Source organism: Cerasibacillus terrae (assembly GCF_008039555.1).
GTDB lineage: Bacteria > Bacillota > Bacilli > Bacillales > Amphibacillaceae > Cerasibacillus > Cerasibacillus terrae.
In genome coordinates this window covers 202,168-215,364 of sequence record NZ_VDUW01000001.1, presented here as the reverse complement: position 1 = coordinate 215,364, position 13,197 = coordinate 202,168, and the positions used below count along the sequence as shown (strand labels likewise).

Annotated in this window: 11 protein-coding genes; 1 reads left to right on the top strand and 10 read right to left on the bottom strand. The window is 33.9% G+C overall.

Features of this window, described 5'->3' with window-relative positions; translation table 11 throughout:
* Nucleotides 1-13: 13 nt before the first annotated feature.
* The 7 genes from priA to FHP05_RS01015 all read right to left on the bottom strand — a co-directional run bounded on the left by priA (nt 14) and on the right by FHP05_RS01015 (nt 8,709).
* The gene (gene priA, locus FHP05_RS01045; RefSeq protein WP_147665231.1) at nt 14-2,422 is read right to left on the bottom strand and encodes a primosomal protein N'; all 2,409 of its coding nucleotides are present in this window, start codon (nt 2,420-2,422) and stop codon (nt 14-16) included.
* A complete protein-coding gene (gene coaBC / locus FHP05_RS01040; RefSeq protein WP_147665229.1) occupies nt 2,419-3,627 on the bottom strand; it encodes a bifunctional phosphopantothenoylcysteine decarboxylase/phosphopantothenate--cysteine ligase CoaBC in 1,209 nt (402 codons plus the stop codon). Before coaBC ends, priA begins: the two co-directional genes overlap by 4 nt.
* A 119-nt stretch (nt 3,628-3,746) precedes the next feature.
* On the bottom strand, nt 3,747-3,944 hold the full coding sequence (rpoZ, locus tag FHP05_RS01035; RefSeq protein WP_147665227.1) for a DNA-directed RNA polymerase subunit omega: 198 nt from the start codon (nt 3,942-3,944) through the stop codon (nt 3,747-3,749).
* Nucleotides 3,944-4,558, bottom strand: coding sequence for a guanylate kinase (gmk, locus tag FHP05_RS01030; RefSeq protein ID WP_147665225.1), 615 nt, complete (start codon nt 4,556-4,558; stop codon nt 3,944-3,946). Before gmk ends, rpoZ begins: the two co-directional genes overlap by 1 nt.
* A gap of 84 nt (nt 4,559-4,642) precedes the next feature.
* Complete coding sequence (remA, locus tag FHP05_RS01025; RefSeq protein WP_147665223.1) at nt 4,643-4,903, bottom strand: extracellular matrix/biofilm regulator RemA; 261 nt, start codon at nt 4,901-4,903, stop codon at nt 4,643-4,645.
* A 177-nt stretch (nt 4,904-5,080) separates the two neighbouring features.
* Complete coding sequence (locus FHP05_RS01020) at nt 5,081-5,962, bottom strand: YicC/YloC family endoribonuclease (protein WP_147665221.1); 882 nt, start codon at nt 5,960-5,962, stop codon at nt 5,081-5,083.
* 89 nt (nt 5,963-6,051) lie between these two features.
* Nucleotides 6,052-8,709 (bottom strand): cation-translocating P-type ATPase, encoded by a 2,658-nt coding sequence (locus tag FHP05_RS01015; RefSeq protein ID WP_147665218.1) that lies wholly within the window; start codon nt 8,707-8,709, stop codon nt 6,052-6,054.
* 108 nt (nt 8,710-8,817) lie between these two features.
* Here FHP05_RS01015 and FHP05_RS01010 point away from each other — a divergent pair, with 108 nt between their 5' ends.
* Entirely contained in the window at nt 8,818-10,518 is a 1,701-nt protein-coding gene (locus FHP05_RS01010; RefSeq protein WP_147665216.1) for an Rqc2 family fibronectin-binding protein, read from the top strand.
* A gap of 94 nt (nt 10,519-10,612) precedes the next feature.
* On the opposite strand, the gene FHP05_RS01005 is transcribed toward FHP05_RS01010, so the two are convergent.
* The 3 genes from FHP05_RS01005 to pheA form a co-directional block, all read right to left on the bottom strand.
* A complete protein-coding gene (locus FHP05_RS01005) occupies nt 10,613-11,035 on the bottom strand; it encodes an Ohr family peroxiredoxin (RefSeq protein ID WP_147665214.1) in 423 nt (140 codons plus the stop codon).
* A 116-nt stretch (nt 11,036-11,151) separates the two neighbouring features.
* The gene (locus FHP05_RS01000) at nt 11,152-12,015 is read right to left on the bottom strand and encodes a LysR family transcriptional regulator (protein WP_147665212.1); all 864 of its coding nucleotides are present in this window, start codon (nt 12,013-12,015) and stop codon (nt 11,152-11,154) included.
* Nucleotides 12,016-12,226: 211 nt separating this feature from the next.
* Entirely contained in the window at nt 12,227-13,111 is an 885-nt protein-coding gene (gene pheA / locus FHP05_RS00995) for a prephenate dehydratase (RefSeq protein WP_147665210.1), read from the bottom strand.
* Between the last annotated feature and the right edge of the window lie 86 nt (nt 13,112-13,197).

Here is a 13,197-nt window from a genome sequence, read left to right as displayed (position 1 = left end):
TATTTCCTTCTTTCTACATAAATTGATATGGATTGGTATCAATTATAATTTGTAAATCTTCTTTTAAAATTTGATCTTCAAAAGGTCGAACAACACGTTCCAATTTTTCTTTTAAATTCGGTTCACGTTTGTATTTTATCATGCATTGATATCGATATCTATTTTTCAAACGCATAATCGGCGACGGTGTTGGGCCTAAAAGAGTTGTATTTCTCTCTATTATTTGTGATAAAAACTGCACAATTTGCTGCGTTACTTTAATTGCTACTGCATGTACAGGATGTGAAACGGTAATAAGTGTTAAAAATACATATGGTGGATACTGAAATTGCCTTCGAATCTTCATCTCCATATTAAAAAAACGTTTATAATCATATTGACTTGCTAACTGGACAGTATAATGGTCTGGTGTATATGTTTGAATAATTACTTCTCCAGGAAGTTCGTGCCTTCCCGCTCTCCCACTTACCTGTGTTAAAAGTTGGAATGTCTTTTCGGATGACCTAAAATCAGGTAAATGGAGCATAGAATCCGCAGCTAACACACCAACTAATGTAACATTTTCAAAGTCTAGTCCCTTAGCAATCATTTGTGTACCTAATAAAATATCTGCTTCTTGATTACTGAATTTTCCTAATAACCGTTCATGCGATCCTTTTCTTCTTGTTGTATCAACATCCATGCGAATAATTCTCGCATGGGGGATGAGCTTTGTTAAACTTTCTTCTACACGTTCTGTTCCCGTACCAAAATAACGAATTAATTCACTTTCACATGATGGACAAGTAAGTGGCATTCGTTCTTCATACGAACAATAATGACATTTCAATTGATTACTACTTTTATGATATGTTAAAGCGATATCACAATGTGGACATTCATTTACATGGCCACAATCACGACACATCACAAAAGTAGAAAAACCACGGCGATTTAACAGGAGTACAATTTGTTCATTCTTATCCATAGCTGTTTCCATTTTATTTTTTAAAGTCCTTGAAAACATGGTACGGTTTCCTGCATGAAGCTCTTTTCGCATATCTATAATTTCAACGCTTGGCATTGGTTTGTTATTTGTTCGTTTATCTAATACAGCTAAGTCATAGACTCCTTTTTGCGCTCGTGCATAGGTTTCTAATGTTGGAGTTGCACTTCCAAGAACAACTGGACATTTATGATAGTTTGATCTTTCGATGGCAACATCTCTCGCGTGATATCTTGGCTGGTCTTCTTGTTTATAGGATGTTTCGTGTTCTTCATCAATAATAATGATACCAAGATTTTCAAACGGAGCAAAAACGGCTGACCTTGCACCAACAACCACTTGAACCTCTTTGCGAAAAATTTTACGCCACTCATCATATTTTTCCCCTACAGAAAGTGCACTATGGAAAACAGCCACATTTGAACCAAATCTTCCTTTAAAACGTTTTACCATTTGGGGTGTAAGGGATATCTCTGGTACTAATACAATCGCTTCTTGTCCTTTTTGAAGCACATCTTGAATGGCTTGTAAATAAATCTCTGTTTTTCCACTTCCAGTTACTCCATGTAAAACAAATACACCTTGTTCTTGGTTATGAATGAATTCTTTAATTGGCTTAATTGCCTGTTGCTGCTGCTTTGTTAATGATAGTGGCTCCGTGCTTTTAAAATTATCATCATTGTATGGGTTCCGGTATACTTCTTTTTTATAAACATGAAGGAGTTGTTTATCTGTTAAACTTTTTATGGTGTTATGACTAGTTTTGAATTTTCGTAATAAAGAAGCTTGGTCTATTTCCGATGGATGGTTTATAAAATATTGTAAAATAGCACGTTGTTTTGTCGCAGTTTTTGATAAGTTATGGAAACCTTCCATTAGTTGATGTTCTTCTTTTCCTGGTTTTACCATCGTGATTGCTTTTTTAGCACCTTTTGATTTCACCAGATAATCAACATAAATCTCCCCGTTTTGGATTGCTTTTTGAACAACTGTGTATGTGATAGGAGAATTAACTAATCTCTCATAAGGAATTCTCTTTTTATTAGCAAACAAAAACTCTAATTCTTTTGAAATTTGTTCTTCTGTCGAACGAACAAGTTCTTTTTTATATGTCGCCTTCAATGCTTGAGGAAGCATCGCCTGGTATGCTGTAATATAAAAACTTAATGTTTGATTGCTCACCCATTTACCAAGCTGAATAAGCTCTTTCGTTAAAACAGGTGTTAAATCTAAAATTTCTTCAATTTCCTTTAATCTTGTGAAGTTTGATTGATCTGTTTTTCCAATAACAAATCCCATTATTTTTCGTGGGCCAAACGGTACAATTACACGCATACCTTCAGATAATACACCTTGAAAATGCTGTGGGATAATATAATCAAATGTTTGATTCACTTGTTTTGCTGGCACATCAACAATCACTTGTGCAATATTCAATTCGTTTCATCCTTTAAATCCCGGTGAATTCGCTTTAAGATTTCTTTAGCAATATCTTTCTTCATTGCTAATGGAATCATTTCTTCCTGTTCTTTCCTGTTGATATATGTAACAATATTCGTGTCTCCTGCAAACCCTGCTCCTTGTTTGGAAACATCATTAACAATGATGGCATCTAAATTTTTCCTTTTTAATTTCTTTCGTCCATTTACAAGCGGTTCATTTGTTTCAGCAGCAAAACCAACTAAAAATTGTTCTTTCTTTTTTTCACCAAGGGATAGTAATACGTCTTTCGTTCTTTCCATTTCTAACTTCATGTCCCCAGATTGTTTTTTCATCTTTTCTTTGTGAATTGTTTTAGGTCGATAATCTGCTACAGCAGCTGACATGATCACAATATCATGGAGTGGAAATTGTTCATTCATTGTTTCATACATTTCTTCTGCTGTTATAATATCAATTCGTTTCACATGTCTATGTTCTAATGTTTCTTCAACAGGTCCAGCTACTAATGTAACTTCTGCTCCGAAGTTTGCAGCAGCTTCAGCAATGGAGAACCCCATTTTACCGGTGGAACGATTTGTTAAATACCGGACCGGGTCAATTTTTTCTCGGGTTGGTCCAGCAGATACTAGTATTTTTTTATCTGAAAATAATTTTGTTTGTGCTTCTTGTTCTTTCAATACATTAATTATTATTTCCGGTTCTTCTAAACGACCTTTTCCAGTCCAACCACAAGCCAAGTATCCTGCATTCGGTTCTATAAATTGATACCCCCATTTTTTTAATGTGTTCAAATGCTTCATTACCGCAGGATGCTCATACATATTTACGTTCATAGCAGGAGCAATAAAAATCGATGCTTTTGTTGCTAAAATGGTCGTTGTTAACATATCATCGGCAATCCCATTGGCTAGTTTTCCAATAATATTAGCAGTTGCTGGTGCAATAACTATATAATCGGCCCAATCTGCTAAATCAATATGTGCAATCTTTAATGGATCCTTTTCATCAAATGTATCTGTATAGACCGGATTTCTCGATAATGCTTGAAAAGTTAATGGTGTTACAAATTTTGTAGCACTTTCTGTCATGATTACTTTTACCTCAGCACCTTCTTGTGTTAACTTACTCGTTAATGCACACGCTTTATATGCCGCAATTCCTCCAGTAACTCCAAGTACGATTTTTTTATTTGCTACCATTTATATCCCTACCTTCATACATTTGGTGAAATTCTATTCAGACAGTTTATCACGAAATATAATAAACGTAAAAAAACCCCTCGCGAAAAATTACGTGAGGGTTTTTTTACATGAAAAAATCATACATCTTCTTTTAATGTAATTTTTCCTGCATCAATTTCTTCTAGAGCTTTTCCTACCATCTTATAAGATTTTGGGTTTTCAATTTGTAAATTATCTAGTTCTTTCAATTGTCTAGCTCGTCTTGCCGAAAAAGTTACAAGAGAATATTTTGTATTTATTTTTTCTAATAAAGAATCAATTGATGGGTATAACATTATTCTACCTCCAATAATTTTTTATATTGATATGCCACTCGTTCACGTTTTAAATGTTCACTTTGGATAATGGATTGCACTTTTGATGCTGCATGCCTTACATCGTCATTCACAACAACATAGTCATATGCATCCATCATGTTGATTTCATTTTTTGCTTCGTTCAGGCGATTTCTTACAAGTTCTAAGGATTCTGTTCCACGATGCATGATACGATTCTTTAATTCCTCTAAACTCGGTGGTAAAAGAAAAATAAATACTCCTTCAGGAAAGTTCTTTTTAACTTGTAGTGCACCTTGTACCTCTATCTCCAAAAAAACATCATATCCATCTGTCAGCTGCTTTTCCACAAATTCTCTTGGTGTCCCATAATAATTATTGACATACTCAGCATATTCTAACAGTTTATTTTGTTTAATTAATGTTTCAAATTCTTCCCTTGTTTTATAGTAATAATCGATTCCTTCCCTTTCACCTTTTCTTCTTTCTCTCGTTGTCATAGAAATCGAATATTTTAAATCCGGCTTTCTTGCAAATATTTCTTTTCTTACTGTCCCTTTTCCGACACCTGATGGGCCAGAAAGAATGAAAAGAAGTCCCTTTTGTTTAATCAACGATGCTCCTCCTAACAGGTTCGTCCATTTCTATTCCTCGTACATTATCTATGTTGAAGGCTAAATAAATCTTATCATTTGTATTTATTCATCTGATAATTCGTCATGACTCATAAGGCGTTGGCCAACTGTTTCCGGTTGCACAGCCGATAATACAACATGATCACTATCTGTAATAATTACCGCTCTCGTTCGCCTTCCATAGGTAGCATCAATCAATTTATCATTATCTCTCGCAACTGTAATAATTCGTTTTATTGGTGCTGATTCTGGTGAAACGATTGATATAACCCTGTTAGCGGAGATAACATTCCCAAAACCAATATTAATTAATTGCAACCCCAATATGGTTCCCCCTTTAAAATAAATTAACATATTTTTTGAAAGGCTATTTTCGCTTTTTTAAAAGATAGCCTATTGGAAAGAATCACTGGTGACACTCTCCGCTGATAAACATCTTCATCTCTATCTGTTTCTACTTATACTATATTATAGAAGAAATGTTCTTTAAAAAACAACTATTTACTCGATATTTTGCACTTGTTCCTTTATTTTCTCAATCGCACTTTTTAATTGAATACTCCATTCACTGATTCTATGATCAATGGATTTGGAACCAATCGTATTTACCTCGCGAAGCATTTCTTGTGTAATGAAATCCATCTTTCTACCAATTGCCCCTAATTCCTTTGTTATCTTTTGAAAATGATCTACATGACTATACATTCGAGTAATTTCTTCCGTAATATCTCCTTTTTCCGTTAGAAGTGCAATTTCTTGTGCCAGTCTTTCTTCTTCTACAGGCGTGTTTCCTTCCAAGAAATCATAGATGCGATCCTTGATGCGTAAACGATATGCTTCGATTACCTTTGGGCGATATTTTTCTAACTGATGAATAAGCTTTTCAATCATATGTAAATACTTATGAATATCTTCTATTAAAAATTGTCCTTCCTTTTTTCTCATTTCTTGTAAATTCTCACATGCTCGTGTTACACCATCTAATAGTTGTTTTTCCCATTCTCCGGCCTCATTAATCTCGTCTATTACTTGAATACAATCTGGATTTGTCGCTAAAAAAGATAAAGATATATTGTCTGTTAATCCATATCTTTCTTTCATTTGTTTCATATAAGAGACATATTGATCCATCATTTCCCATTCAATACGCAATGTTTTTTTCATTAATTTTTCCCCAGATAGAGAAATGAACACTTCAATCCTCCCACGTTCAAAATAAGATTGAATGATTTTCCTTATTTTATCTTCTAAAAAGAGTAATGACCGTGGAATTTTAGGCACACAATCTAAAAAGCGATGGTTCACACTTTTTATTTCAACAGTTACAACGGTATCCCCTAATTTAATCACATCTTTACCGTATCCTGTCATACTTTTTACCATCTTTCTCACATCCTACAACAATAAAGAACCCTAAGACAAAAAGGGTTCTTTATTAAACATTATATCCATTATAACATAGGATTCTTTTATTACTTTTTAGATAAGCCAAAAACAACTGTAGGTATCGCACTTAATCCAATGATTAGGAGCCAATCATATAGTGATAAATATGTTGTTTGAAAGATAGGTTGCAAAGGTTCCCAATAAATTGTTATAAGCATAAGAAGTAAAGAAGACAACACAGCAATAATTAAATAAATATTTTCAAATGGATTACGATCAAAAATAGAATTTTCACTACGACAATCAAATACATGAATTAATTGGGCCATAACTAATGTTGTAAATGCGACAGTTCTCGCATATTCCAAATTACTTTCATTATTTTGATAAACAACCATAAATCCGATTAATGTCACGACACCAATTAAAAAACCACGGCTAATAATTTTAAATCCCAAACCTCTAGAAAAAATCCTCTCACGCGGACTTCTTGGTGGACGTTTCATCACATCTTCTTCTGGCTGATCTAATCCTAATGCCATTGCTGGTAGGCCATCTGTAACTAAATTCACCCATAATATTTGAACTGGAACTAGAGGTAGCGGCATTGCCATCAACATAGCAAATAACATGACTAAAATTTCCCCTACATTCGATGACAATAAATAACGAATAAACTTCCGGATATTTTCGTAAATATTTCTACCTTCTTGAATGGCATTTTTAATAGTTGCAAAATTATCATCCATTAATATAAGGGATGAAGCTTCTTTTGTAACATCTGTACCGGTAATCCCCATACTAATTCCTATGTCACTCGCCTTAATTGCCGGTGCATCATTGACACCATCACCAGTCATTGCTACAATATGCCCCTTTTCTTGAAAAGCTTCCACGATTTTCAGTTTATGTTCTGGTGTTACTCTAGCAAATACATAAACGTCTTCAATGATATCTGTCAAATCACTAGATGACATCCCATTTAACTCACGACCTTCTATAACTAATCCATCTTCTGGCATCATATTTAAATCATTAGCAATGGCCGCTGCCGTTTTTACATGATCACCAGTAATCATAACAGTCTTTATTCCAGCCTCTTTACAATCTTGAATAGCTTGTTTCACTTCTTTCCTTGGTGGATCTATTATTCCATAAACACCGATAAAAGTAAGATCTTTTTCTAAAATTGTTGTTTCCAGAGATTCTGTTCTAGAAAGAGGTTTCATTCCTATTGCAATCGTTCGGTAAGCCTTATCAGCCATTTGATTGACAGCATCTTCTAACTTATTTTTTTCCAATAAATCAAATGGGCGCCTCCCATTTTCTGTATAGTGATTGGAAAATCTCGGAAGTAATACATCTGGTGCTCCCTTTGTAATTAAAAATCGCATTTGATTTTCATCTTCTATAACAATACTCATTCGTTTTCGATTAGAGTCAAAGGGGATCTCCTGGATGATTTGAAATTTCTGGTCATAATTATGAGATAAACCTAATTTTCTTGCTGCCACCAATAAAGCCCCATCTGTGGGATCGCCTTCTACAGAGTATTTTCCTTTTTTAACTGTTAGAGATGCATGATTACATAGCATTCCATACAAAAGCATGGATTTTAAGTTAGGATGTTTTTCATCTAGCTTCTTATTTTCTAAATAAAAATTCCCATTCATATCATAACCATCACCAGATACTTGAATATATCTTCCGTTAAGGTATATTTCTTTTACTGTCATTTTATTTTCCGTCATTGTTCCTGTTTTATCACTACATATAATCGAAGTTGTTCCTAGAGTTTCTACAGCAGACAATTGCCGTACAATTGCTTTTCTCCGTATCATCCGTTGCACACCTAAAGACAGTGCTACAGTCACAATTGCGGGTAGTCCTTCTGGAATGGCTGCTACTGCAAGAGAAACCCCTGCTAAAAACATATGATATACTGGATGCCCCTGATAAATACCGACACCTACTACAAGAATCGTTAAACTTAACGCAACAAAGATCAATATTTTTCCTAGTTCTGCTAGTTTTCGCTCCAAAGGGGTAACTAACTTTTTTGTGCCTGCCATTAAAGATGCAATTTTTCCCATCATCGTTTCCATACCCGTATGAACAACGATTCCAATTCCTGAACCCCTTGTTACCATTGTTCCTTTAAAACCCATATTGACTTGATCTGGTGCATCTAAACCATCTTCTACGATTGGTAAGATTTGTTTTAAAACGGGAATAGATTCCCCTGTCAATGCGGATTCTTCTATTTCTAAACTATCAGACTTAATAATTCTAATATCAGCCGGGATACGGTCACCTCGATTGATTTTAATAACATCGCCGATTACAACTTCCTGTGAAGGCCTTTTTTCCCATTCACCTTCTCTAAGGATATTTGCAATCGGTGCTGCTAAATTTTTTAATTTGTCCATCGATTTTTCAGCTTTTTGCTCCTGGTAAAATCCTATACAACCATTTAATAAGACAATAACCATGATAGCAATTGCATCAATAAATTCGCCAAGCATTCCAGCAATTAAGGTTGCTGCTAATAGAATAAGAACCATAAAATCTTGAAATTGTCGTAGAAATAAGAGCCATTTGGATTGTTTTTTTTCTGTCTGTAAAATATTCGAACCAAATCGCTTACGTCGTTCTGTAACTTGTCTCTCACTCAATCCTTTATTTACCTTTACCTGCAATAATTCTTCGACCTGTTTCACATCTTTTTGATACCATTTTCCCATCATGCATTCCTCCACTAGAGAATCCTTGAACTAATAGAACAAGCTCTTACAGATATGTATGCTAGCTTGTCTTCATTCATGCTATAATTACGAAAGAGGTGAGTATAAATGCCATTTGATGGGATTGTTACAAAAGCAGTTGTAGAAGAATTAGAGGAATTATTAATACCTGGAAAAATTACCAAGGTTTATCAGCCAACGACAACAGAAATACTATTAATCGTTCGTAGTAATCGAAAAAATTATCCATTATTATTTTCCATACATTCTACATATGCAAGATTTCATATTACGAATGATACATTTCAAAATCCAAAAGAACCTTATATGTTTTGTATGGTCATGAGAAAATATTTAACGAATGCAATCATAAAACAAATTGAACAAGTCGGGATGGAAAGAGTTATACGTCTTTCTCTTGAAACAAGAAACGAATTAGGAGATTTAACTTCTTTTCAAATCGTCTTTGAATTAATGGGTAGGCATAGCAATTTTATGCTTGTTGATAACCGGGGAATCATCCTTGATAGTATGAAACATATATCTCAAGCATTGAATCGGTATCGTACGATTTTACCAGGTTCAACCTACCAATTACCACCATCACAACATAAAGCAAATCCTTTAACCATTACAGAGGAAGACTTTATAAAGAAATTAGATTTTAATGCAGGCAAAATGCATATGCAAATGGTCCAAACACTAGAGGGTATTTCACCTGTCATTGCAAAAGAAATCGTCCACCAAGCTAATCTTGGAAATGCAGAATCTTACAAAATAGCATTTACAAATTTTCAACAACAACTACTACACCGTAAGTATGAACCAACAATTTATCATATGAAAAAAGAAGATTTTCATGTTATACCGATGACTTATATAGATGGTGAAAAGGTAACATTTACATCTGTTAATGAAATGTTAGATTCCTATTATTCCGGAAGAGCAGAAAGGGAGCGAGTCCAACAACGGGCAAGAGATTTATATCGATTGATTAAAAATGAAAAAGATAAAAATGAACGGAAACTAATCAAGCATCAAAAAACAATCAAAAAAGCAGATCAAAGAGATAAGTATCAAAAATTAGGTGAACTGTTAACCGCGCATCTTCATCTTGTTTCAAAAGGAGACACAGTAGTTACCGTCATTGATTACTATGATCCACATCAAAAAGAAATGGATATCCCATTGGATTCCAATAAAACACCAAGTGAAAATGCACAATTTTACTTTAATAAGTATCAAAAACTGAAAAAATCTAAAGTAATCATTACAAAGGAAATTGCACGTACAAAAACAGAAATAATTTATCTAGAACAATTATTACAACAAATCGAAGTAGCTTCTGAACAAGATATTGAAGAAATTCGAGAAGAATTACGTGAAGAAGGTTATTTAAAACAAAGAAATACAAACAAAAAGAAGAAGAAAAAAGAAAATCCAAAGTTAGAGCAATTTATAGCTACAGATGGAACTGAGATTTTAGTTGGAAAAAATAATAAGCAAAATGAATACCTAACAAATAAGGTTGCCCATCGCAATGATATTTGGTTACACACAAAGGATATTCCAGGCTCACATGTTGTAATACGCTCCCATGAACCAAGTGAGGAAACATTAGTAGAAGCTGCACAACTAGCCGCATATTTTAGTAAGGCACAGCAATCATCCACTGTTCCTGTTGACTATACACAAATCCGCCATGTCCATAAACCAAAAGGAGCCAAACCAGGTTTTGTAACATACGAGCAACAAAAAACAGTTTATGTGACTCCAAGTGAAAAAATGGTGAAACAATTAAAAAAATAACATAAATTATCCCCCTCTTTTCACCATAGAGGGGGATAATAATTAAAGGATAGTTTCTAAATACAAACAGATAGACAATACAAAAAGTGACTAATTATATAACCTCAAAATTAACTTCTACATCCATGTTTCCATTAATTGCTTTAGAGAATGGACAGAATTGATGTGCTGCCTCAACTAAAGCTTCTGCCTCTTCCTCTGACACATCTTTTAATTGAACATGTAAGACAGCAGACATTTTATACCCCTTATCAGCTGAGTCATTATGAAAACCAATTTCTGCTGTAGTTTTTGATTCGATTTTTAATTTTTTCTTCATTGCTACGAAGTTTAACGCTCCATCAAAACAAGATGCATATCCGGCAGCAAATAATTGTTCTGGATTGGAACCTGTTTTATCGGATTTCATTAATGGATTGACCAAGGTTAAATCAATAAGACCATCCTCCGTTTTTACATAACCACCCTTTGGAGTATTATTAGAAGTTGCTACAGTCGTGAATAATGCTTTACTCATTTCTTATACCTCTCCTTTTTCTTTTTTGGGTAATAATTTTATTACAATTTACGTTTCAAGTATACCCTACAGAGTGTTATAGGGTGGGGAGTATTTTTTGTCTAGTTCTTTGCTTATTATTTTAAAAATGTTTGATTTGTAAGTATCCTCAGGAATGCATCTACTTGTGGTAACCGGCGTACACCTTCTTGATAACATACCCAGGTAGACCTTGTAACCGGTTTACCATCAATCATTAATGGTAAATGTGGATAATCATCCTTCATCGAACCGGAAACACTCTCTGGTAATACCGCCATCCCTATTCCCTGTTTCATAAATTGCCTACATGTTTCAATCTGATCCACCGTTATAGCCTTCTGTGGTTTAATGACATCACTATGATGATATAGCCAGTTATCAACTAATTCATGCATACTATCATCACTTTTAAATGAAATTAGGGGACGTTTTTTAATATCTTCTTTTGGAAAAGGAAATGTATCAAAAATATACAAAGGATCTTGAAATAATGGAATACATGTTGTTTCTTTTAGTTTTTTTCCACGTATGATACTTACATGGTAGTCTTGATGGTTATATTTAATATCTTCGCTAATACCTGTCACTAAGTCGATAATTACATTAGGAAATTTACTTGTGTATTCTCCTAGAATGGCTGGTAAAAATCGTTGACTAATAAGCGAAGAACAAGCAATTGCTAGTGTACCTTGAACTTCTTTACTAGTTTCGGCTAACATGTTTTTTAGCTCATTTTCTTTGGAAATTACCTCTTTAGCATGTTTTAAAATCATTTCACCACTGGAGGTTAATAAAAGACGTTTTGGAGTCCGAATAAAAATTTCCTCCCCAAAATAATTCTCAATATATTTCAAACGTTGGGTTACAGCTGGCTGAGAAATAAGGATTGTTTTTGCTGTTGCTCGAATTGTACCAATTTCATTGAGTTTTAATAAAAGTGCATAATCTTGTATTTTCATATGGAACTCCTTATCTGATAATTATTTGTTATCACATATATTATATAACATTACTTTACTTAATCATAAATAATAATTTTTTTATAATATAAGAATATGAAAAACAAGACATAAACATATGTACAATGAAGGTAGTGATTTTCATAAAAAAATGTGCGAGAAGCAATTTTCACACCTCTTGCACATTTTTATACAGAATAAGCGATTGTTCTCATAATTTAACTTTATTTGCCACAGTCGTTGCATCAATGATGAACGAAGGATAACTCCCTAAAACTTTTACATTACATTTCAATGCTTCCAATTCAGCAATCGCTCCGGGAATAAGTACATCATCGAGCTTACTTGCAATATCAATAATAAAAAAGTAATTTCCTAAACCTGTTTTCATCGGTCTGGATTCAATCTTAGTTAAATTTAATTTCCTCCAAGAAAAAGCGGACAATACTTGATGTAATGCACCTGAGCGATCATCAGGTAGCTGAACCATGACCGTCGTTTTGTATCCATTAAACTTTATTCCTTGATTTTGATTTATTTCATGACCATTTGACGTTAATATAACAAAACGTGTATGGTTATAATGAAAATCATGAATATCTGATTGAACAATTGTTAATCCATACTCCCTTGCTGCCAAGTTATTGGCAATTGCAGCAACATTTAATTGTGGGTGTTCAAACACATACTTTGCCGCTCGAGCTGTAGAAGTCGTGTTTTCACTTGGCACACCACGAAATTGTTTATGTAAAAACTTATGACATTGTGCAATCGCATGGGAATGGGAATAAATCTTCTCCACTTTTTTCCAACGGTCAACATTTTGTGGATGCACCATTAAATGTTGTCGAATGGGAGCGGTAATTTCACCAATAATTGGCAAATTAATCTCATGTGTTAAATAATCTAATGTAATATTGACAGACCCCTCTAATGCATTTTCCAATGGTACAACTGCTATATCTACTTCTTTAGCCTCAACTGCATCTAGACATTCTGGTATTGTTGAATATGATATTGCTGTTTCGTCAGGAAATAAAGCTCTGACAGCAATATCTGTAAAAGTTGCTTTTGGACCTAGAAATCCTAACCTCACAAACATCCATCCCCCTTAATTTTTTTATTATTCTAAATTACATTTTGTTATAGTCTACTTGACGTTTTTATTTCTGTCCAGTTAAG

Coding starts and splice junctions, on each gene's coding strand:
- coaBC (WP_147665229.1), bottom strand. CDS start 3,627: ATGGTAGCAAATAAAAAAATCGTACTTGGAGTTACTGGAGGAATTGCG.
- rpoZ (WP_147665227.1), bottom strand. CDS start 3,944: ATGTTATACCCATCAATTGATTCTTTATTAGAAAAAATAAATACAAAA.
- FHP05_RS01020 (WP_147665221.1), bottom strand. CDS start 5,962: ATGGTAAAAAGTATGACAGGATACGGTAAAGATGTGATTAAATTAGGG.
- FHP05_RS01015 (WP_147665218.1), bottom strand. CDS start 8,709: ATGGGAAAATGGTATCAAAAAGATGTGAAACAGGTCGAAGAATTATTG.
- FHP05_RS01010 (WP_147665216.1), top strand. CDS start 8,818: ATGCCATTTGATGGGATTGTTACAAAAGCAGTTGTAGAAGAATTAGAG.
- FHP05_RS01005 (WP_147665214.1), bottom strand. CDS start 11,035: ATGAGTAAAGCATTATTCACGACTGTAGCAACTTCTAATAATACTCCA.
- FHP05_RS01000 (WP_147665212.1), bottom strand. CDS start 12,015: ATGAAAATACAAGATTATGCACTTTTATTAAAACTCAATGAAATTGGT.